Below are 20,942 nucleotides of genomic sequence, written 5' to 3' on the forward strand. Positions count from 1 at the left end.
ACCTTCACGCAACGCCATCATAGAGCTCGCCGGGCCCGCGCGCACGCGTCAATCGGGCGGTCTTCATCGTATGCCTACGGTCGGTGATGCGTACGAAGCCAAGCGGGTCGACCGAGGCAACGTCCCGGTGCGTAGCCAGCCATCCTCGGTGAACTTATCGCGTGTTACGGGCACCTCGTGGTAGGCGCCCGTAACAAACGGCCCGCGTACCTGGATCTCGCCGACGCTCTTGCCATCCCATGGTTGCTCGCCTTTGTCGCTCCAGAGGCGCAAGTCCACAAGTGGCACCGGCACGCCAGCCATGGCCGCGCGGCGGTATTTTTCATCCTCGCTGGCAAAGCGCAGTTCGGCCCGGCGATATCATCTCGTCGAAACGGGGGATGTTTTGGTCATTCCCCATCCCTGCTCCAGCCATACGCCATGCTTGTCGAAGGCGCGGATCAGGGATTCCGGGACGGTCGCACCACCCGTCATCGCATGCATTCCTTTGGGCAACACCCACCGTCCCCAGTCGGGCGAGCCATCGGCTAGCGCAGCCTCGAAGGGCTGCATCAACGTCATCCAGATCGTCGGCAGGCCGAGCGCCAGCGTTGGCGGTTCGCTCTGCATCAGATCGATAAGGTCGTCAGCATGCAGATGCGGCCCGGGAAATACAAGCTTCGCACAAGGTTTACCGCACCGTACGGGATTCCCCAGGCATTGACGTGGAACATCGGCGTGACAGGGAGCACGACGTCCGTGGTGTGTAACGCCCAGAATTCGCCGAGGCTCGCAACCAGCGTGTGCAGGATCGTCGAGCGGTGCGAGTACACAACGCCTTTTGGGCGTCCGGTCGTGCCAGACGTGTAGCACATCGCGACAGGATCGGTCTCTTCGTGCATGGCATATTCGAGATCGTCGGGATCCTCCCGAGCCAGCATGACCTCATAGTCGTCATGTCGGCCGAAGCCGGCGCGCCGGAGAACGGAAACACGATTACGCGTTCAAAGCGGTGCAAATGTGCAAACTGCCCATATAAGTTCAGCAGGACGTCATCGATGATCAGGAAGCGATCGCCGGCGTCCCCCGAGATCCAGCCAATCTCCTCGAGTGGCAAACGCAGGTTCAGCGTGTGCATCACGCCCCCGGCGGCAGGAATGCCGAAATAGCACTCCAGATGAGCCTGGTGATTCCAGCACAGCGACTCGGTCACCTTTCTTGAGGCCGAGGCGCCGGAGGGCTGAGGCGAGCGACCGCGTCCGCCGGTAGAACTCGCCATAAGTGTGCCGTCGCAGGCTCTTGTCGGGTAAGCGGGAGACGATCTCGTTTCCGGCAAAAGCCTGCCCACACGCTCAAGCAGGTGGTTGAGCGAGAGCGGCACATCCATCATCGTGCTTTGCAACACCGAACTCCTTCCTTTCGCGCTAAATCAGTGCCACAAGTGCCAAGCTGCGCAGAGACGGGTGGCTGCGGCTTTCGCGCGCTCGTCAAGGACACAGCTTTCCTCCAGCCGTTCAGTCTTCCAGTTGTAAGCTCTGCATCCAACGGAAAGAACTCACCCCATGCCTCCGCAAGTGCACAGGCTGTTCACATGATCTCGAACAGCCCCGCGGCACCCATGCCGCCTCCGACGCACATCGAAACCACGACATGCTTCGCACCGCGGCGCTTGCCCTCGATCAGCACATGTCCCACAAGTCGCGCGCCGGTCATGCCATAAGGATGCCCTATCGAAATGCTGCCGCCATTGACGTTGTAGATGGCAGGATCGATGCCGAGGTACTCTCGGCAATAAAGCGCTTGGCAGGCAAAGGCTTCGTTTAGCTCCCAAAGCCCGATGTCGCCGACCTTCAACCCATGGAGCTTCAGGAGCTTAGGAATGGCGTAAATCGGACCGATTCCCATTTCTTCGGGCGCACATCCGGCCACCGCGATGCCGCGATAAATCCCCAACGGCTGAATGCCGCGCTTCTCTGCGAGCGAACGCTCGATCACGACGCAGGCTGCGGCGCCGTCAGAAAGTTGGCTTGCGTTGCCGGCCGTGACCAAGCCGCCCTCGACCACCGGCTTTAGGCCTTGCAAGGTCTCCAACGTCGTCTCCGGGCGATTTCCTTCATCCGAGCTGAGAGTGACTTCCTTGTACGTCGTCTGATCTGTCGCCTTGTCCACAAGGGCCATCGTGGTCGTAAGTGGAACGATTTCCGCGTCAAGCCGTCCCCCCTGCTGGGCTGCCGCGGTCCGCTGTTGGGACTGCAGGGCATACTGATCTTGATCTTCGCGGCTGATGCCGTATTTCTTCGAGACGAACTCGGCAGTCTGCAACATGGGCATGTACCCATGAGGCGCCTGCGCCGTGACGGCATCATCCAGTGTGCGACCAAACCACTGATAATATTCGTTCTGAACCGCGGAGATGTTCTCCATACCTCCCGCTATTGTGACGTTCATGCCGTCGACCATGATCTGCTTTGCTGCCGTTGCAATCGCCATCAGGCCAGACGAGCATTGACGGTCGACTGTCTGTGCCGACACTTCGACCGGAAGTCCGGCAGCGATTGCTCCGAGCCGAGCTACGTTCATGCCCGAGGTGCCTGCTGTAAGGCAGCATCCGATGACGGCGTCCTCGATCTCTGCCGGATCGATATTCGCATGCGCGACCGCGTGGCGCATTGCATGGCCAAGGAGCGTAGGCGACTTGACGTTGTTAAAGGCGCCTCTGAAGGCGCGCCCGATCGGGGTGCGGGCGGTGGAAACGATGACTGCTTCGCGCATGAAATGTATCCTATCAATGTGTCTTGCGTTAGATCGACGGCCGCTTCAATCTTTGCTCCAGCTGCCTAAGCGCTGCCCACGCGCGGCAAGAGATTTGAGAAGATTGCTGGGTGTCCAGTAGCCGAACTCGTTGCCCCGGACGCGGCCAAAGTGGTCGAGCGTGTCCTTGATCTCAGACAATCCGATCTGGTCCGCCATGAACATCGGCCCGCCCCGGTAATCCGGGAAGCCGTAACCGGCCGTCCATACGACGTCGACGTCACCAGGCCGGTACGAGATCCCCTCATCGAGGATCTGGATACCCTCGTTGATGAGCGTGTACATGAGCCGTTGGATGATTTCCTGGTCTGGGATCACGCTGCGGCGCACGATTCCATGCTGGCGTGCCAGGTCCGCGCAAATGGTCGCGACCGCCGGATCTGGCAGCGGAGTGCGGCCCTCATAGCGGTAATAACCGGCCTGCGCCTTCTGACCATTGCGACCCAGCTCGAACAGCCTGCGTACGACCACGCGATAGTTCGGGTCAGGAGGCAATGCGCCCGCTTCTGCCTGGCCGATGACGACCTTTGCCCCGATATCGATCCCGGACAGGTCGGACATGCGGCAAGGTCCCATGGCCATCCCCAAAGATTCGATGGCGGCGTCGATCTGTTGCGGCAGCGCGCCTTCGAGCAACAGAAACTCCGTCTCTCGCATGTAGGGCTCGAGCATTCGATTGCCGATGAACCCATAGCAGACGCCGGATATCACCGGGACTTTGTTGATGCGTCGCGCGATCTGCATCGCCGTGGCCAGCACGTCGGGAGCAGTTCTGGCCGCGCGGACCACTTCAAGCAGCCGCATCACGTTCGCCGGACTGAAGAAATGAAGGCCGACGACGTCAGCGGGCCGGCCCGTCGCTTCCGCGAGGACGTTCACATCAAGCGTCGAAGTGTTCGTCGCGATGATTGCCCCTGGCTTGCAGGTCTCGCCCAGACGTGCACATACGTCCTTTTTCACCTGCAGGCTTTCGAATACGGCTTCGATCACGAGGTCACAATTCGAAAGTGAGCCGTAATCCAAAGATCCCTTGAGCAACCGCGTTCGCTTCTGGACCTGCTCAGCGCTTAGCTTGCCTTTCGCGGCGCTGGCCTCGTAATTCTTACGCACCATCCCAAGGCCGCGTTCGAGCGCTTCGTCGCTGGTCTCGACGAGCACGACGGGGATGCCGGCATTGGCAAAATTCATGGCAATGCCGCCCCCCATCGTGCCCGCGCCGACGATGCCGACGGAACGCACCTCGCGGGCACCAACCGCCTGCGGAGGGCCGGCGATGCGGGCCGCAGTGCGCTCTGCAAAGAACAGATGGCGCAGCGCCTTCGAAGCACCGCTCACACGCAGCTGATCGAACTCGCGCGCCTCGATCTCCTCGCCCTCATCGAATGGAAGCATCACGGCCGCTTCGACAGATCGTACGATTGCTCCGAGCGCGGGATAGGCAGGTTTCTTGCCGGCCGCGGCTGCTGCTCTGGCCAAAGCCTGCGTCGCTGCTGCATCGGCGACAACCTTCATGGCGCTGGAGCGCCGCACTGGCGTCCTGGTCCTCACCAGACGTTCGGCCGCAGCTATCCCAAGTGCCAATGGATCTCCGTCAACGATCTCATCGATGATACCTGCAGCGAGGGCATCCGGTGCCGAGAGAAATCGGCCGGACAGGATCAGATCGAGTGCGAGCGGCACGCCAGCAAGCCGCGGCAGACGCTGGGTTCCTTGCGAACCGGGGAGCAGCCCCAGCTTGACTTCGGGCATGCCAAAACGTGCGTCCGGGACCGCAATCCTGTAGTGGCAGGCCATCGCCAATTCCAGTCCACCACCCAGAACTGTGCCATGCAGCGTTGCAATAACCGGCCGTTGGAATGCATCCAGCCGCGTGAGCAGCGAACTGAATGGCCGCGTGTCGAATTCGGGAGATTCAAAGCTGGCGATGTCACCACCGGCCACAAAAGTTCGTCCCTTGCAATATATGACGAGAGCTTTGGTTTCACCCTCGGCTTCGAAGGTCGAGACTGCGCTGCGCAGGCCTGTGATAACTTCGGTCGAGAGCGCATTCACAGGAGGGTTGGAGATCAGCAACAGGCCGATGCCACCGCAGTTCTCATAGCTGACGACGTTTGTAGACATATTCTCACTTGTTTGTTGGATGCAAGGTTTGGCTTCTCACGAGGCCCCCGCCGCAAGTTATCGCTTCACAAGCTCAGCGGCCTTGCCGATAGCGGTTGCTCCACTTCGACGCGGAGGGAAGCAGGAGCAATGAGACGACCGTCACGATAGATCCGCGAACGCGACCCGGGCAAAGCCTGCAAAACCTATACGGGTAGCCGCACCTCCGTCCGCGCTTCGGACACAAGACGACCGCCACTGGTGAGCTGCTGAGCCAGGACGACCGTACGGTCCCGGATTTCGGCCACCTCTCCTTCCAGGCGCAGCGTTTCCCCGGCGAAAGCCATGGATTTCATCTTGAAGGACAATCGCGCGACGAAAGCCTGCGGACCGGCCCAATCGACCGCAGCGCGCGCAAATAGCGCACCGAATGCCTGTCCGTCGATGATGACGTTCGGCATTTTCATCTTCCGGGCGAAATCGAGGTCGTAGTGCAAGCGGTGCCAATCCCAGGTGGCGGCGCCATAGGCCATGAGATCGACGGTCGTAAAGGTCTTCTCAAGCGGGATTAGCTTCTCCCCCGGCTGGACAGTGGCCAGGCTTTTGGTTGGCTTGATCATGCTTTTCCGATCGGCTGGTAGACGACCGTCTCGCGGTTTATCGCAACGACCTCGTTCGCCGCATCCTTGTATCGGGCGATGGAATTCACGAACAGCTGTGTGCCGCCACGAGAAGAGGCGCGCTCCACGATGTCCTCAAGCGTCCATGTGACCGAGATGTGATCTTCCGGCAGCACTGCGCGGATGAACTCATAGTCGTTGTCGGCGCGGATCATGCGGCAATCTGTAATTGGCAGGTGCCACTCGTGGCCGATATAGCCATTGGAATTCGGCCTGCCATGTGCGTATTGGCAGGTCTCGCAGATCAGTGTCGGCGGCACGATGACCGATGAATAGCCAGCTTCTCGCGCGTAGGCTTCATCAAGATAGAGAGGATTTTCATCGTCCATAGCGAGCGCGAAGTACCGGATCGAGGCACGGCCGAGCGCTTCTCGCGCCGGGTAATGGACTTCGCGACCAATCCAAGCTTTGAGTTCGTCGGTTAACAGTGCCATCGGTCAGTCGAGGACGGCGATGGCATCGACATTGATCAGCGTCCCGGGATGCAGGAGCCCCTCGCTGATGAGGCCAGTGGAAGCGGGACGCGGGTCCGCCAGCATCTTCGAGCGCAGGGCTCCGACGTCGCGATAGCGCTCAAGCGAAGCCTGAGGTACGTACTCGATGGTCTTTACTAGACGATTTGGCGTGCCTCCAGCGGCGCGCACCAGCTCGAACACGTTTTCGTAGATGCATTCGGCCTGCGCGACGACGTCTCCGTCGTGCAGGACGTGTCCTTTTACCGGATCAAGCGCTGCCTGGCTCGACATGTAGAGTAGCTTTCCAGCTCGCACGGCGGGGCTGCACGCAAGGTCATTATAGCGTTTCCAGCCCGGGTTCACCACGGCCGGCTTTTCATGCGAGGCGATGAAATCGCACTGGATGAGCGCTTGCGGATGCAACAGCCGCGGCATTACCACATCCACGGCGGCTGGGAATACGGGGCCGAGCCGTTCGCGCCACACCCGCGCGGTGCTCTCGTACGCAGGTAGAGCCGGCGCGGTCATGTACGTGGCGATCTTCACGACGTGGTGGAGATCAAGGCCCAGCGCGGAAAGCATACGCGCCGCGCGGTCATACACGGCACGCGTCTGCACAACCAAGTCGCCGGCGCCCAGGATGTTTCCCTCGTCATCCACGGGCTGAACCGACGGGAGGAAGGTGGCACTGGGGGGAGCGCCATGCGTGGGCGCTGCCGTCACCTCGATCTCAATAAAAGCATCCGGCCTGAGCAAACTCTTCACCGGAACGGTATTTATCACGGGCTGATTTCGGCCGAGAAATTCCCGTCGTACGGTCGCCGCTTCCGCGTAGCGCTCGATGCCCTCGGGGCGCACATACTCGACGATCCTTGCCACATCGCCGGCCTCAAGGCCACCGCCCTCCAGGATCGCCGCCAGCTTGGCGTAGATTGTGCGGAGCTGCTCGGTCATTCCACCACGCACGACCATCCGCTTACTGGCAGGGTCGTACTCGGAGGCCGTGGCGCCCGACAGATACGTCCCTGCCGGCGTCTTTAGCCCAAGGGAATAGGAATAGCGCTTATAGTCGTACCAATGGAAGCGCTCGGTGTGGATCGCCGAGATGGTCATGGAGTCGCCTGGCTCATGGCTGCGGTTCGCGAGTGTGGTAACGCCTTAGTAGCTACGAGGAAGTCCCATTCGTTCGCCAACGAAATTACGTACCATTTCATTGGAGATCGGGCTGAACGGTCCCAGGCGGGCGTCCCGGAACAGCCGCTCCAGCGGAGACTCCTCTACCAGGCCAAAGCCGCCCAGCACGCGCATGCAGCGGTCAGTCGCACGTATCGCCGCCTCGCTCGCTGCGAGCTTAGCCATGGCCGCCTCGACTGAGCATTCGCGTCCGTTGGCATGGAGCCAAGCAGCCTTAACGGTGAGCAGACGGATCTGCTCCAGCTCGGTCGCGGTGTCAGCAATCGGATGTTGCACGGCCTGATAGGCACCGATCGGACGTCCGAAAGCCGTTCGATCCTTGGCATACTGTACAGTCAGATCGAGAGCGGCGGCGGTGACCCCAACGTACATTGCAGCGCAGACGATACGCTCATCGTTCAGCGTCCGAAGGAGTGTGTGCCACCCGCGCCCCACATCCCCGACCACCGCATCGGCTGGCGCACGAGCGTCGTCGAAGAAAACCTCGCAGGTGCATCCGGCACGCTGCCCCATGAGCTCGAGGCGCCGCACCTTGAGCCCCTCCTGATGGACAGGGGTCAGTATTAGCGATAGTCCGCGGGAGCGCTTGGCTCCCTCGGCAGGATGGGTGCGGCATAGGACCAGGATCGCGTTGGCATCATCTGCGAGGGACGTATAGAGCTTCTGTCCGCGCACCCTCCAGTCGGCGCCCTCAAGAACGGCCCGCGTCTTCAGCCCGAGGATGTCTGTCCCGCCGCCGGGCTCCGTCATCCCAAAACTCATCAGGAATTCGCCGGCGGCCAGCTTGGGTAGGTACTCTGCCCGTTGCTTCTCAGTACCGGATTCACCCAGCACGCGCGCAGCCATCGAAGTGATGACCCAATAGTTCGCCAACGAGGGGAAACGTCGCGCGATTTCCTCGCACAGGATCGCGCTGGTCATCACGTCTCCGCCACTTCCGCCGTACTCGGTCGGCACCGTGAGACCCGGCCAACCAAGCTCGGCAAGACGCTTCCATAGCTCGCGCGGGATGCGCCGCGCGCGATCCATTTCGCGAATTTTCGGCTCCGGAAGCTCACGATCGAAGAATTGCCGGACGCTGTCGCGAAGCGACTCGTGCTCTGGAATGCGCTCGAAATTCATATGTTTCCTCCGATCGGCCGGCGCTGAGGCAAGCTTTGCGAACATGCTGGCGGCAAACAGGAAGTGACGCCCGCCGACACCTGCCCTGCCCTATGACGCAGAGATTCGTGAGCCATCTGAAAAGTCACCGACTAGAGATCACCGGCCGGTTCGCTTCCCGGACGAGATCAAGAGTCGATCAAGACGCAGTCTAGATGGCTCGCGGACAAAGTTGTCGTTAAGCGAAGCGCCCGCGAGGGGGCCAATACCAATTTCGGCGAAATCAATACCAGTTTGGAATAGATGAGTTCGCATCAAAGCAAACTTTGGTTCAACTCGCGAAGCGGAAGCGGCCTGGACCTTCCCCTTCCCGAGAGTGCGGGAGTTTAGGACTTGTGCCTGCAGGCAGGCCTTGATCTGATCTTCCCCCGAAAAAGTGGACGGGTTTAGGCGGCTTTTAACTCCATCTCGATCGGGGCGATATAGTCGATCGCGGAATGGAGCCTGGTTCGGTTGTAAAAGCCCTCGATGAAGGCAAAGATATCGCGCTGAGCTTCGGCGCGGGTCTTGTAGCTGCGATGATGAACGAGCTCGGTCTTCAGGGTATGGAAGAAGCTCTCCACGGGGCGTTGTCGTAGCAATCGGCCTTGCGGCTCATCGATGCGGTGATGCCGGCGCCCGTGAGAGCGTCGCGATAGGCATGTGAGGCATACTGCACGCCGCGATCGGAGTGATGGATCAATCCGGCCTGCGGCCGTTGCTGGTTGATGGCCATCGTCAGTGCCGCGGATGCGAGTTCGACCTGCATATGATCCCGCATGGCCCAACCGACGATCTTGCGGCTGAAGAGATCCATGACAGCCGCCAGATACAGCCAGCCCTCCGCGGTTGGGAGTGGAGTAAGAAGCGCGAGCGCGCTTCTCCTCCCCGAACCGTACGTGCACCTTTCAGCGCATACGGCTCTCTGTTCAAGCTTCGCCCATGGCCATAGCAACATCATGATAGTGCGAGGTGACAGTGCTGCGGGCTTCTTTTCGGAAGATGTATGGATTTTCCTCCGGATTGCGCCACCGGAACTGCGCCTTCGGGCTTGAGACAAGCCGGTAAAGTGCTTTTCCGTTGGTCCCGCGGCGTTCATTCCGACCAAACACGAGCCAGGTTTTCGCCTTGCCCGGTTCTGGGGTTTGGTACCATTTCCGCATCAAAGGTTTGATGCGAGATCGGTATTTGTGCCCCAGCCAATGTGCCATTTTCCAGAATACGACATGGTCGATGTGCCGGAATACGTACGCGGTGAAGTCGGTGAACTTGTAGAACGCTACCCATCCCACCAGTTGACGATTCAGGCCTGCGATCATGTCGACCGTGCTGACACTATGATTGCCGGAAAGGGTTTAGCCTGCGAACAAACCCCTTCGCCTTTTCCTTGGGTATCGTTGTGACGACGGACATGCGTCCGTGCGACCCTCGCTTGCGAATGATCCTGTGCCCCAGAAAGACGAAGCCGTCATTGACGTGGGTGATATGGGTTTTCTCCATATTCAGCATCAATTCCAGCTTGCCTTCCAGAAAGGCGCGGCATTCCTCGCGGATTTCCTCTGCTTGAGCTTTGGTCCCTTTTACGATCATGACAAAGTCGTCAGCGTATCGGCAATAAGCAACCGCCGGCTTCCATTGCCGGTTCTCTCGAGCCGTAATAGGGCGGCCCAGCTTGATGCCAAAGTTCCATGCCCAGCGGTCCTTGCGGGCCTTGTCGCTCAGGTATTTCGCCTCCAGCCACGCATCGAACTCATGAAGCATGATGTTGGACAAGAGCGGTGACAGCACGCCACCTTGCGGAACACCCTCGCTGGAGGCTGTAAACAGGTCACGGTCAATGTGACCTGCCTTCAGGAACCGCCAGAGAAGATCAACAAACCGCCCATCCTGCACTCGTCGCCGCACGCATCCGATAAGCAGCCGATGATGAACCGTGTCGAAGTAGCTTGCCAGATCACCTTCGATGATCCAGCGGCCCCTCGTCGTGTCGGCTCCATCCTGAAGCTGTATCTTCACGGTGCGGACGGCATGGTGCACGCTCCGTTCAGGCCGGAAGCCATAGGATAGGCGATGGAAGTCGCTTTCCCAGATTGGCTCCATGGCCATGAGCATGGCTCGTTGGACAATGCGATCCGTCAGAGTCGGAATACCCAGTGTGCGTAGCTTGCCGTTGGTTTTCGGGATATAGATCCGCTTCACCGGCTGGGGGCGATAACTCTCGTCCAGCAGGCTTTTCCGCAGGTCATCCAGATGCTCATCCAATCTGACCTGCAGTCGTTGCTTATCTATTCCGTCTATGCCCGATGTTCGTGCGCCACTTGACGCCAGAACAATCCGAGCGGCCTCGCAAGCCATTCCCGGTTGGCAATCAGCCGAAGGAGGCGATCGAACCTTCGGTTCGGATCGCTCTCGGCCCATGTCGCGAGCTTGTGCTGCATTCACTGATTATCAAAGGTCTTCACCTCATTCGGTCAGGTAGTTTGCGCTCCAAGCAGTTTGAACTGTTCCCCTTCGCCATGTGGCAGGTTTTCCCTGCCGCCGACTACTACGAGAACTCCGCCAGCATGATGGACATCAGGGTCAACTCCCTTGCGACGCAAAGCATCGTGGGCATTCCATCATGCCTTCCCTCGTTCATATGCTGCACGTCATCGTATTGGTGAGGCTGCCGGTCGCAGTCTTTTCCCTTGCTTTCCGCAAGTCGATGCCGATGCCATGGTCTGGCTGCGTTCTCCCCATTCCCCTCGCGAGCGTCTTACATCTGGGCTCGCGTTCGGATGCACGCCGTCATAACTGTCCGGCGACATCATCAGCATTCCACCTGTTAAGCCGTGTAGATGGAGGCGACATTTAGCCCTCAGATGCGGGTGAACTGGTTCGTGTTCCTCAACCTTCCAATACTTCAGCCTCGGGGACCATCTCGGCTTAACGGCTTCGCCTCAATCCCCTTTACCTGCGGGCTACGTCACCCTGCCAGTTGACGACAGGTCACCGCCGCTTGGGCTCATGTCCCCTCACAGCAGGGAACAAGTCATATTTTTTTCTCAGTCCTCCTTTCTCTTTTGCATTCCAGTCATACGCTCCCCCAACTGTGGGGCGAGGCGCACTGTAGGTGATATCGGCGAGCCAGACCCGGTTCGGGGCCGGGGGCTGCGAAGTCGCGTGCGATCAGGTTCGGCGCGACCGGCAGGTCGTGACGGCTGTCGGTGGTGCGCGCACGGCGCGGCGGCGCCATGATGGCCCGGATACCGTGCCGACGCATCATCCGCTCGATCCGGCCGCGGCTGACGCCACGGCCCTGCCTGTGCAGGACGGCATGGACGCCGGGGCTGCCGTAGCGGCCGCTGCTGTCGTGATGGACTTGCCAGATCGCAGCCAGGAGCATGGCATTGGATTTGGTCCGCTCACTCAACGGGCGATCGCGCCAGGCGTAATAGCCAGCCGGCGAGACCTCGAGCACGGCGCACATCAGCCGCACCGGATAGGCATCGCGGTGGTCCTCGATGAAGCGGAAGCTCATGTCCGGGTTCCGGCAAAGATCGCGATCGACTTTTTTAAAATGTCGCGCTCCATGCGCAGCCCTTCGTTCTCCTGGCGCAACCGGGCGATCTCCGAAGCCTGGTCCGCCGACCGGCGTCGCCTGCGTGGGGGGGGCGCCACGCCGCCGATGTCGGCTCCTGCCGCAGCTTGTCGACCCAGCGCCGCAGCACCGAGTCGCGCAGACCGAGCTCCTTGGCCACCGATGTGACCGAGCGACGGCTCGACACCACCAGCTCGACGGCTTGCCGCTTGTACTCCTCGGTAAACGACCGACGTTGACGTTCCATTCGACACCTCCACGCTCAATGAGCCTACTACAGGTGTCCACTCATTCGGAGGAGGTTCAATCGAATGGTCAGCGAATGAAGGGCGTCCGTCGAGAGCAGCGTCGTGCAGCAAATAGGAAGAACTGCACAAGACCCCTTCCTAGCCGGCGGCGCGGCTGATTCAAGCTTTCTCCTGTGCTCACCGCCATCAGGCTATCAAGCAGGCGCACGAACCCACTTGTGGTCGGGCTTCTGGCGGACGAAACTACTCGCAAGGCCGCTTATCTAGGCTCGGATCAGTGCGCGCTTCTGGCTGCCGCGCGTCGATGGATGGGCCTTGTGTCTCGTGAACTGCCCCTCAGTTCGTCGACCTATGGCGGGACGAGACATCGGAACCCAGCCTTCGTGTTGTTGCAAAGAGGCTACCAGCACATCGACAGCCACACGCGTTAATCCAACGCATTCATCTGATCTACAAACGACCGATGTCCACCAATGGATTGGAGCTCCTTCTAAGGGGCGCCACACAAACTCCTTTGATGACGCTTCACCTCGACGCTTGGCGAGCCGCTCTGCCGCGAGCGAGACTGCGGATTCTGTCCTGAGGAACGCCTTTGTCATCCTGGCGCTTTGCACGATACGTGGAGGAACGTACCCTCCCGCGCGGCAAAGATCGAGCAGTTCATCGTAGAAACCTGGAGCGAAATGACGCTGAAATTGCACCAGCGTGTAAGGGCTCAAGTCTGGAAGACGCAGTTTATCAAACTTGGCAAGTGGATGCTCAGCCGCCATGATCACACCCAGCGGCTGACCAAGCGGCGCCGACGCCCGAAGCCCCCGCTTCTCGAAGGGATAGCGGAGGACGCCGACATCTACCTCTCCCGTCGCCAAGAGGCGCTGTTGCTCGGCTGTCGACGCCTCGACAAGTTGTACCTCCACATGCTCCTGCTGCAGCCGACTTAAGACTTCTGAGAGTACGCTGCGCGAGCTTTCGGGAGGAAGGGCAATCCGAAGGCGACGTGATTGGCTTGGCGAAAGTGAGCGCGCAATACGGAGAGCAGCGTCAAATGCTCGCACCGCAGCGCGTGCTTGCGGCAGAAACGCCTCACCGGCAGCAGTCAACTCGACCTTCTTGCTGGTACGGTCCAGCAACTTTACGCCCAACTCTCCTTCTAGATCGGCAATCCGCTTCGAAAGGGGCGGCTGGCTCATGTTCAGCTCGCGAGCGGCCCTCGCGAAGCTGAGAGCTTCCGCAACTGCAACGAAATAACGGAAATGCCGGATGTCCATTTAACGACTATAAGGCTTCAAATTCTTGTCATCAAGTAAAGTCGACTACTAAGGAGCCAGTCGTCAAAACATTCTGCTCGTCCAGGAGCGCAATCATAGATAGAACGTTTCAGTCCTTGCCAAGGGCGTCAGGATCGGCTTCCGGGCAAGCCTCTGCGGACATCGTTTCCGCTCAGCATCACAACTAATACGAGCTGGCGCTGGTTTCTTCTTGGAGAACCATGTGAGTACACCTCGGCGTGCCCCTTGGCGCTCGAGGAAAGCTTCTCGGTGCTCGAGACCAGTTTCTAATAAGGCGAAATTCGGAACCGAACTGGCCATGAACGCTATTCGCCTGAGCCGAGCTGAAACAAACATTGCGTCGAGACCACCGCTATCGGTTCTGAGACGGCGGCCATGAGGTTGTACTCCTTGAACCACTACGTAGCGCCTCCAGCCGCGCTGGTGATCACCGGCAGTACATCGTTTGTCGTGCGATCCGGCGTGTCGTCCTTCCAGCGCACCGAGCCGAATGGGCGCTCAAGCATGCGACGGACGCGTATCGGGGCGGAACCGGCATGGAAGGCTATCGCCTGCTTCTCCAATGCACGCTCCGATTGGGTCGAGCGATTGCGGAGGCGCAGGTAATCCAGCCATGTCGGGCAGTGGTAGCGTTCCGTCCACAATTCGGGATCGGAGATGTCACGCGCGATCGACCAGCCATAGGCGCCGTTGCGCTGCCGCGACAGCCGCACGTCATGCATCAGGTGATGAAACGCCCGCGCGTTCTCCTGAGCGACCCGGTATTCGATCTCGACCACCAAGGGCCCGCTGCGTGCCGTGAGCGCCAGCCGCACTTCGGGGTCTTCAAGCATCTCCGCCGGTTCGCCCCGTGCGCCGATCCTCGGCATGGGTAGCCACAAGCCGATGAGCGGCGAAGCGAGCATCATGGCGGCCGAGACCAGGAGCGCCGTTTGGACGCCGCCGATATTGGTCAGATGGCCCCAGCCCCAGCTGCCAAGAGCAATCCCACCCGACCCCGCCGCCTGGTAAGCAGCGAGCGCACGCCCCGCAACCCATCGCGGCGCTGATAGCTGCACTCCGATGTTAAACATCGCCGCCGCCATCATCCACACGGCACCCGCCACAACCAACGAGACCGCTGTCAACACCGGCTCGCTACTGAGCGCCACCGCGGCAACCGCCCCGCCCATCGAAAGTGCGCAAGCGCGGACGGCGGCTTCGCCGCTCATGCGCTTACGCACCTCGGTGATATTGAGCGCGCCGATCACTGCGCCCAGACCAAAGGCGCCCAGCATGATGCCGTAGGTCTGCGCGCCGCCATGGAGGAGATCGCGTGCGACAAGTGGCATTAGCGCGATGATCGCGCCACCGACAACGCCGGTTACCATGGCACGGATCAGCACGATCCTGATGGATGGCGAATTGGTGATGTAGCGCACGCCAGCCACCATGGCGCGGCCGAGCCTTTCAGGCGGCAGACGCGAAGGCTCGGCGAGCCGCTTCCATAGGAACATTGCAGCAATAAGCGGTAGATAGAGCAGCGCGTTCAATGCGAATGCCGCTACCGCGCCTGCGCTCGCCACGACCATCCCGCCGACCGCGGGACCTACGCTTCGCGCAATGTTATAGCTGATGCTGTTCAGCGCGACAGCTGCAGGCAACGTTTCCGACGAAATCAGGTCGTTGACGGAAGATTGCCAGGCCGGTCCCATCAACGCCATGCCGCAACCCACGGCAAAGCACAGTGCCAGCAAAAGATCCGGTGTCACCAGGTTGAACCAGGCTAGCACCGCCAGTGTGCTCGCGCCGGCAAGTGCTATCGCGAGCGAGACCAACGCCACAATACGCCGGTCATACATGTCCGCGATCGCCCCACCGGGTATTGAAATCAGCATCACGGGCAGCATCAGTGCAGTTTGCACCAGTGCGACCTTATCGGCGGAAGACGTCATCTGCGTCATTGCCCAGGCTGCGCCGACGCCCTGGATGAGAATACCGAGATTAGAGAGCAGGCTCGCGAGCCAAATGCGCCGGAAGTTGGCATAGCGCAACGGCGCCATGATGCCGTCCGCCTTGGACATCGGAGATTTTGGAGCGTCGCTCATATCGATTATTCTTGCCCGACGTGCGCAGCTTCTTTTTGGGTCATTGCACGTCTGAATGCCTGAAGAAGTGCAATTTAACAGCCGATCTGCGGGGTGGGTTGATGCGATTGATCTTCCGCGTTGAAGGGCTCCGAGAGAACGACGGCGTCCCGTTGCTGACTGCATGAGGCCGGCGAGAGGATGGCGTTTGTCTTTCTCCTCGTGAATTCGGGCGAACTGCTTAGTGGGCTTTATTCAGACCAGATCGATTCGAACTGAGTTGCTGCGAATAGCTCGACGATCTGTTCGTCACCAAATCGGCAAGAACTGTCGCTGTTACGGCGGCCAACGTGAATCCTGCGTGACCATGACCTGTGGACACAAAGATTGAAGGGTTGCTCGGGACCTGCTCGACGATCGGCAGCGAGTCCGGTGTAGCCGCGCGCTCCCCACTCCAAACCTCGAACCCCGGCCGAGCTTGCAGCACCGGAAGCAGTTTGCGCACGCGCTCCAGCGCGCATGTGAGTAGTCGAGGCCGTGGCCTAAAGCCCGGTAAGCCAAAGTGGCTAATCCCCGCAATTCGGGCGCCACGTTGGCTAGGCGTGAGGACCACACCCAAGCTCGGTAACGCAGTTGGCCGCGTTATGAATCCTGGCTCAACATTCAGTTCGAGGTGGTACCCTCTTTCGGCAGCCAGCGGAATGTGATGAGCACAATCAGCCAGGAGGTGGTTCGCGCGTGAGCCGGTCGCAAGAATGACCGTCCTCGGAACGTAGTTCTCGCGAACTCCCCTGACAATCATGCCTTGGTTTCCTTTGTTTTCCAGACCCTCGACGCGATCGCATTGCAAGAGGCCGCCCCGCTGCATGAACACGTCCGCGAGACTGGCTACAAACGCTTGAGGATCTGTGACATGCGCCGACTCTGCAAGAAACGTCGCCCCTGCCGCCACTCGGGCAACAGCAGGCTCCACCTCAATCAGATCCGAGCCCGACAGCATTCGGACGGCCAGGCCGTGGGAAGAGCGAATCGCGTTGAGACGAGTTGCGGCCTTTAGCTCGGAATGAGCAAGGTGAACGGCTAGATAACCGCGCCTATTAATCGGCGGCAGATCCGCGCCTAGTAGCAACTCGTACGAGCGAAGTGCGTCTCGGCACATGTGATGCAAGAGGTTCGTGCCATGCCGGACTATGTCTGGTCGCGCTGCCCGCGCGTATTTTGCACCCCACGTCAGTAGGTTTGGAGCTGATGCCCAATCGAGCGCGGCGGGCGAATTCACTTTCAAGAGGGCGGCCGGCAGGTCGGCAACGCGATAGTAGGCGCCATGCGGAAAGGCGCCCGGGGCGATTACGCCTGCATTGCCAAAGCTGCAACCCTGGGCGACCGACTGCTGGTCCACCACCATAACCTTCAGCCCACGTTGTTGAAGGGCCAGTGCTGCGGTGACCCCGACTACACCGGCGCCTACCACTAGGGCATCGAGCCTATTGCCCATTACATCCGACGCGGCTCGAGCAGAACACCCAATCCCTTGCGCCTTGCGTTCGCAATTGCGCGAGCGCCTAACGCAACATCGAGGACACCCGTTCCCGCAAGAGAAAGAAGAGTCTTCTTTGCGCAATCACTCGGATGAAGTTGGCCCGACATCACGCTGGCGACGTTTCCAACGATCCGATTCCAGCCCACCCCGCCCTCCTGAAAATCGCGGCGGCGCATCTTAACGCCGTCAGGGTCATCGACGATTATCCAGGCTTCGGAGATCAGTTCCAGGTCGACCTCACGCCGTGAGCCGAGCCAACAGACAATCGCGTCGTCCTTGAGCCATCCTGCACGAACGAGGTCGACATCTTCGGGCACGCCAGTAGCCGTGAAGATCATGTCGGCATCTGCAACGGCGGCACGTATATCCGACGTGACCGACAGCGCTACCTTCCGCTGAAGCGATGTGCCAACAGCTTCACAGGCCTGCCGCGCGCTTGATTCCTTCAGCGAAGCCACCACGATGCCATCAACCGGCTGGGTTTTCGCCAAGAATCTTACCAATGCCCGACCGATGCCCCCGGCCCCAACCACAGCTGCCTTTTTCAAGGGGCGTCTGGCGCATGCAGAGGCGGCAGCAACGGCCATGGCAGCCGTTCGCTCGGACGTGAGTTGCGTGCCGTCCAGCACACCCTCGAGCAGCCCAGTTTCCGCATTACATACTAATATCGTGGCTGGAACTCGGGGTAAATTTCGCAATGGATTCTTGTCCGAGACCGTGAACCATTTGATTCCCGCCGCAGAACTCGAGAGTACGCACCCGGAAACGCTGCCCATGTGGAGATGGTCGCCATCGGCATCCACTCCGAATCCCGATTTCGGGCCCTTGATCACCTGCGCACTATTGGAGGCTCGAAGTGTCTCGCTTACGATATGATAGATTTCTTCATCGCTCAGGCACGCCTGGACGTTGGACGAGTTCAGATATAGTGGCGGCGCTGTGGTCGCTTTGATGGAATCAGTTGGCATCGGCCCTGGTCTTTCGTCCGCCGCGACGGTCGAAGAACTGAGTGATCTCTTTTTGAGGAGCACCAGTGTCAAATGCCTCATTGTAGGCAGCAACGGCCATTTTCATGGCGCTCAGATAGCGTTCCTGATCGAACTGCCAGTTCGCCGCTTTGGAAAGCTTATAAGCAACTCGAGGCTGCTTGGAGAGACGCTGAGCGGCCTTTATCCCGGCGTCGAGCACGTTCGATTGTTCCACGAGCTCATGAATGAAGCCGAGTTGCTTTGCTTCATCGGCGTCCATAAGCCGGCCCTGCAACGCGAGCTCTTTCGCCCGGCTGCCAATTCGTTCCCACATCAGCCACGTCCCAAAAACGCTCGGCAGCCCTGAGCTCACCTCCGTTTGGCCTACCCGGACTTTCGGATGAGCGACGACATAGTCACAGAATTGCGTGATCTGAAAACCTGACCCCGCCGCCACGCCGTTCAACGCGGCGACGAGCGGTTTGCTGAACTGACGCACCGCGTCATAGCAGACTGTCAGACGCTCAAGCCGCGACTTGGTTTCTTCGCCATCAGGGAATTCCTCCATTTCGGAGAGGTCCTGACCGGAACAGAAAGCCTTCTTTCCCGCGCCGGTGAGGACGACTGCATCGACATTCGCGTCTTTGTCAGCCGCGAGAAGCTGGAGCGTGAGTTCTTCCCGCAGGGCCTGTGTCCAGGAGTTGTAACTCTCCTGCCTGTTGATCGTGAGCACCAACACCCGATCGTGCATCTCCGCGAGCAGATCCTCGGCTTTATGGGCAAACTTCCGGCCTACTGTCATATTTATTCCTCAACATTTCGCGCCACTTGGGTACCCCGACTCAGGCGACGCCATTCTCGTACGTGAGCCATCAGCAGCGACACTACATCTCCTACACGACATTTCACACGCAAGGTCTAGCGCTCGATCACAACCTCAAGGCCAGCACAGACGATTGCAGTACCGCACACGACGGCATCGAGCGCAGCACCAAAATCACCGCGGCCGGTCGACTCAGAAGCTGCAGGGCCGGGAAGTAGCAGCGGGGCATAGATGATTAAGAACAGGAGAGCCAGAGCTGAGCGGACGCGAATGAATTCGACAAAGAACATCGATGCCACTCGCCTCGTCCTAATCCGGGAAAGACTCAGCGCGCCCAATTTCTCCTTACTCGCAGCTTGGCGCAAGGTCGCTGGCCTTGGAAAATTTGGCGAGGAGTTGGGCTTGTGCTTCCCCGTTGGGAATTCCGTACTTCTCATAGAGCTTCTGGAGCGTGCCGTTTCTAAGCAACACTACAAGATGCTTGTTGAATTCGTCGCGGAAAGCTTTGTCTTCCTTGCGGAATACAAGGCCCGACCCGTATACCGGCGTATCATGGTCGACGACAACCTCAAGACCCTTCTTCTCGGGATCGGGGATGGTGAATTGACCGAGAACAAACGCATCCGCCCGACCGCCGGTGACCATCGCGATGCCGGCCTGAACGTCTGGCACCAGCATAATCTGATTGGGATTGACCCCCTGCTTCGCCGCATACCCCTGGTAGGTTGAAGCACTCGGCAACATAGTGATCTTGATGTCGGGGCGGCGCGCAAGCTCCGCGACGCTTGTCAGACGCTTCGGATTTCCAGGCAAAACAAACAGTCCCGCCTGAGCTGCGTAGTAAGGCGCCGAAAACAACGTTACTTTACACCCCGCTTCGGAGATGTTCGCACCCGCACCGACATAGTCGAACTGGTAGGCCAGCAGCCCCGAGCTCATTGCATCCCACCCCATGAGCACGGGCGTAAGCGACGGCTGCCCCATGACTTTGAGGACCATGTTCTGCAGATCAACCGAAGCTCCCATCGCTTCCCCGTTCGGTGAGATAATCATGTAAGGGGGCAGCGAGGCCAGCGCCACCTTCACCTGGCCAGCCTTGCGGATCGAGGCAAAAAGAGGAGCGTCGTCTTGTGCAGACGTCGCCAGCGAATAACCCGTCAATGTGACCAACAGGACCAACAACGAGAGCTTTGTTGTCGCACGCATAAGGCCTCCCTCTTCAAAAGTTCATCGATTCTGATGATTAATTGGTTGCAGTGTGAGCGCACCGCTGCCCGCAACGCCAATACCAATTTTGGAGAGACCAATACCAAGCAGGAATTGATGCGCGCGTTTAGTGCGGCACGTCGCGGGAACGAGCGGCTGTCCCTGGGGCGCAATATTTCGCCAGCGGCTACGGCTTGGTTTGCCGCAAGTGGCGCCTCGGTGTTTAGCTGGGCGCGCAATGTACTGTGGGGCTGAGAACGCAGGTGCCGACCTGGATAGGCTATGTGTTCCTAGCGGCTGTGTTCCATGACTGCAGCCGCAACGTTGGTGGGCTGGAGCCATCCGCGAGCAGATGCCCGCGGACCTGGCAATTGCGCCGCTGAACATGGCGGTGCATACTCGCTGAACCGAGGGCGTCGTCCATTGCTTCGAGCAGTTAGCACACCAGCATCGTGATCGGCAGCCTCTGGTGGGCGTCAAGTCCTCCATGGGAACTTTGCTGCTTTCGACAGTGCACCGTCGAGAGTTTCTCCGCCACGATCGAGTGCGAGCTGATCGATTGGCGCCACTGACGCAGCAAGGCCTACGTTATCGGGGAATTGGCACAACGCACGCCTGTTCTCACTCGTCCTCGGCCATCTCACACCAATCAAGTTCGAAGAGAAACTCCGCGCGAACAATCATCGCAGCCCAAGGACCGCGTTACGTAACCATCCGGTGAGGCTTTCAATTACCCACAGATTCTCCTCCGACCATAGCGCCCAGCGCGATGTCGGTGAGGCGTGACAGCCCGCGCCACAGGACCGTATTGCCGGGCGGCGGATCGCTGGCGCGGGCGAGATCCCCCCCCGAGCCGGGCGATC

The 20,942-nt window shown here is 59.8% G+C and carries 20 protein-coding genes and 1 pseudogene; all 21 read right to left on the reverse strand.

Features of this window, described 5'->3' with window-relative positions; genetic code table 11:
• Positions 1–360: 360 nt before the first annotated feature.
• Positions 361–609 carry a hypothetical protein gene (locus tag XI06_RS43465; RefSeq protein ID WP_333909328.1) on the reverse strand — a complete coding sequence of 83 codons (249 nt, stop codon included), beginning with the start codon at positions 607–609 and terminating at the stop codon, positions 361–363.
• The gene (locus tag XI06_RS13640) at positions 609–920 is read right to left on the reverse strand and encodes an AMP-binding protein (protein ID WP_271605548.1); all 312 of its coding nucleotides are present in this window, start codon (positions 918–920) and stop codon (positions 609–611) included. Before XI06_RS13640 ends, XI06_RS43465 begins: the two co-directional genes overlap by 1 nt.
• Positions 921–1,031: 111 nt before the next feature.
• Positions 1,032–1,301: an AMP-binding protein gene (locus XI06_RS43735; protein ID WP_442869436.1), complete on the reverse strand. Its 270-nt coding sequence runs from the start codon at positions 1,299–1,301 to the stop codon at positions 1,032–1,034.
• Between the two features lie 265 nt (positions 1,302–1,566).
• Entirely contained in the window at positions 1,567–2,751 is a 1,185-nt protein-coding gene (locus XI06_RS13645; RefSeq protein ID WP_271605549.1) for an acetyl-CoA C-acyltransferase, read from the reverse strand.
• Between the two features lie 45 nt (positions 2,752–2,796).
• A complete protein-coding gene (locus tag XI06_RS13650; protein ID WP_271605550.1) occupies positions 2,797–4,911 on the reverse strand; it encodes a 3-hydroxyacyl-CoA dehydrogenase NAD-binding domain-containing protein in 2,115 nt (704 codons plus the stop codon).
• A 185-nt stretch (positions 4,912–5,096) separates the two neighbouring features.
• The gene (locus XI06_RS13655) at positions 5,097–5,510 is read right to left on the reverse strand and encodes a MaoC/PaaZ C-terminal domain-containing protein (protein ID WP_271605551.1); all 414 of its coding nucleotides are present in this window, start codon (positions 5,508–5,510) and stop codon (positions 5,097–5,099) included.
• Complete coding sequence (locus XI06_RS13660) at positions 5,507–6,004, reverse strand: FAS1-like dehydratase domain-containing protein (protein ID WP_271605552.1); 498 nt, start codon at positions 6,002–6,004, stop codon at positions 5,507–5,509. Before XI06_RS13660 ends, XI06_RS13655 begins: the two co-directional genes overlap by 4 nt.
• 3 nt (positions 6,005–6,007) lie before the next feature.
• A complete protein-coding gene (locus XI06_RS13665) occupies positions 6,008–7,138 on the reverse strand; it encodes a RidA family protein (protein ID WP_271605553.1) in 1,131 nt (376 codons plus the stop codon).
• A gap of 45 nt (positions 7,139–7,183) precedes the next feature.
• On the reverse strand, positions 7,184–8,341 hold the full coding sequence (locus tag XI06_RS13670) for an acyl-CoA dehydrogenase family protein (RefSeq protein ID WP_271605554.1): 1,158 nt from the start codon (positions 8,339–8,341) through the stop codon (positions 7,184–7,186).
• A 425-nt stretch (positions 8,342–8,766) separates the two neighbouring features.
• Positions 8,767–9,233: pseudogene (locus tag XI06_RS13675) on the reverse strand (IS3 family transposase); the annotation flags it as partial.
• A gap of 55 nt (positions 9,234–9,288) precedes the next feature.
• Entirely contained in the window at positions 9,289–9,678 is a 390-nt protein-coding gene (locus tag XI06_RS43740) for a group II intron maturase-specific domain-containing protein (RefSeq protein WP_271605555.1), read from the reverse strand.
• A 16-nt stretch (positions 9,679–9,694) separates the two neighbouring features.
• Complete coding sequence (gene ltrA, locus XI06_RS13685; protein WP_442869437.1) at positions 9,695–10,777, reverse strand: group II intron reverse transcriptase/maturase; 1,083 nt, start codon at positions 10,775–10,777, stop codon at positions 9,695–9,697.
• 655 nt (positions 10,778–11,432) lie between these two features.
• Entirely contained in the window at positions 11,433–11,879 is a 447-nt protein-coding gene (locus XI06_RS13690) for an IS3 family transposase (RefSeq protein ID WP_271605556.1), read from the reverse strand.
• A gap of 34 nt (positions 11,880–11,913) precedes the next feature.
• Complete coding sequence (locus tag XI06_RS13695; protein WP_271605557.1) at positions 11,914–12,186, reverse strand: transposase; 273 nt, start codon at positions 12,184–12,186, stop codon at positions 11,914–11,916.
• A gap of 264 nt (positions 12,187–12,450) precedes the next feature.
• Positions 12,451–13,455: a LysR family transcriptional regulator gene (locus XI06_RS13700; protein ID WP_271605558.1), complete on the reverse strand. Its 1,005-nt coding sequence runs from the start codon at positions 13,453–13,455 to the stop codon at positions 12,451–12,453.
• A 419-nt stretch (positions 13,456–13,874) separates the two neighbouring features.
• On the reverse strand, positions 13,875–15,563 hold the full coding sequence (locus XI06_RS13705; RefSeq protein ID WP_271605559.1) for an MFS transporter: 1,689 nt from the start codon (positions 15,561–15,563) through the stop codon (positions 13,875–13,877).
• A 220-nt stretch (positions 15,564–15,783) separates the two neighbouring features.
• The gene (locus tag XI06_RS13710) at positions 15,784–17,037 is read right to left on the reverse strand and encodes an NAD(P)/FAD-dependent oxidoreductase (protein WP_271605560.1); all 1,254 of its coding nucleotides are present in this window, start codon (positions 17,035–17,037) and stop codon (positions 15,784–15,786) included.
• Complete coding sequence (locus tag XI06_RS13715) at positions 17,037–18,050, reverse strand: NAD(P)-binding domain-containing protein (protein WP_271605561.1); 1,014 nt, start codon at positions 18,048–18,050, stop codon at positions 17,037–17,039. Before XI06_RS13715 ends, XI06_RS13710 begins: the two co-directional genes overlap by 1 nt.
• Positions 18,040–18,852, reverse strand: coding sequence for an enoyl-CoA hydratase/isomerase family protein (locus XI06_RS13720; protein ID WP_271605562.1), 813 nt, complete (start codon positions 18,850–18,852; stop codon positions 18,040–18,042). The genes XI06_RS13715 and XI06_RS13720 overlap by 11 nt, the downstream gene beginning before the upstream one ends.
• A gap of 116 nt (positions 18,853–18,968) precedes the next feature.
• Positions 18,969–19,172, reverse strand: a complete 204-nt coding sequence (locus XI06_RS13725; RefSeq protein ID WP_271605563.1) for a hypothetical protein — start codon at positions 19,170–19,172, stop codon at positions 18,969–18,971.
• 46 nt (positions 19,173–19,218) lie between these two features.
• A complete protein-coding gene (locus XI06_RS13730) occupies positions 19,219–20,079 on the reverse strand; it encodes a transporter substrate-binding domain-containing protein (protein WP_271605564.1) in 861 nt (286 codons plus the stop codon).
• Positions 20,080–20,942 lie beyond the last annotated feature (863 nt).

Origin of the sequence: Bradyrhizobium sp. CCBAU 11434 (genome assembly GCF_028128895.1) — a bacterium.
Lineage (GTDB): Bacteria > Pseudomonadota > Alphaproteobacteria > Rhizobiales > Xanthobacteraceae > Bradyrhizobium > Bradyrhizobium zhengyangense.

Coding starts and splice junctions, on each gene's coding strand:
- XI06_RS43465 (WP_333909328.1), bottom strand. CDS start 609: ATGCAGAGCGAACCGCCAACGCTGGCGCTCGGCCTGCCGACGATCTGG.
- XI06_RS13640 (WP_271605548.1), bottom strand. CDS start 920: ATGCTGGCTCGGGAGGATCCCGACGATCTCGAATATGCCATGCACGAA.
- XI06_RS13645 (WP_271605549.1), bottom strand. CDS start 2,751: ATGCGCGAAGCAGTCATCGTTTCCACCGCCCGCACCCCGATCGGGCGC.
- XI06_RS13650 (WP_271605550.1), bottom strand. CDS start 4,911: ATGTCTACAAACGTCGTCAGCTATGAGAACTGCGGTGGCATCGGCCTG.
- XI06_RS13655 (WP_271605551.1), bottom strand. CDS start 5,510: ATGATCAAGCCAACCAAAAGCCTGGCCACTGTCCAGCCGGGGGAGAAG.
- XI06_RS13660 (WP_271605552.1), bottom strand. CDS start 6,004: ATGGCACTGTTAACCGACGAACTCAAAGCTTGGATTGGTCGCGAAGTC.
- XI06_RS13665 (WP_271605553.1), bottom strand. CDS start 7,138: ATGACCATCTCGGCGATCCACACCGAGCGCTTCCATTGGTACGACTAT.
- XI06_RS13670 (WP_271605554.1), bottom strand. CDS start 8,341: ATGAATTTCGAGCGCATTCCAGAGCACGAGTCGCTTCGCGACAGCGTC.
- XI06_RS43740 (WP_271605555.1), bottom strand. CDS start 9,678: ATGATCGCAGGCCTGAATCGTCAACTGGTGGGATGGGTAGCGTTCTAC.
- ltrA (WP_442869437.1), bottom strand. CDS start 10,777: ATGGGCCGAGAGCGATCCGAACCGAAGGTTCGATCGCCTCCTTCGGCT.
- XI06_RS13690 (WP_271605556.1), bottom strand. CDS start 11,879: ATGAGCTTCCGCTTCATCGAGGACCACCGCGATGCCTATCCGGTGCGG.
- XI06_RS13695 (WP_271605557.1), bottom strand. CDS start 12,186: ATGGAACGTCAACGTCGGTCGTTTACCGAGGAGTACAAGCGGCAAGCC.
- XI06_RS13700 (WP_271605558.1), bottom strand. CDS start 13,455: ATGGACATCCGGCATTTCCGTTATTTCGTTGCAGTTGCGGAAGCTCTC.
- XI06_RS13705 (WP_271605559.1), bottom strand. CDS start 15,563: ATGAGCGACGCTCCAAAATCTCCGATGTCCAAGGCGGACGGCATCATG.
- XI06_RS13710 (WP_271605560.1), bottom strand. CDS start 17,037: ATGGGCAATAGGCTCGATGCCCTAGTGGTAGGCGCCGGTGTAGTCGGG.
- XI06_RS13715 (WP_271605561.1), bottom strand. CDS start 18,050: ATGCCAACTGATTCCATCAAAGCGACCACAGCGCCGCCACTATATCTG.
- XI06_RS13720 (WP_271605562.1), bottom strand. CDS start 18,852: ATGACAGTAGGCCGGAAGTTTGCCCATAAAGCCGAGGATCTGCTCGCG.
- XI06_RS13730 (WP_271605564.1), bottom strand. CDS start 20,079: ATGCGTGCGACAACAAAGCTCTCGTTGTTGGTCCTGTTGGTCACATTG.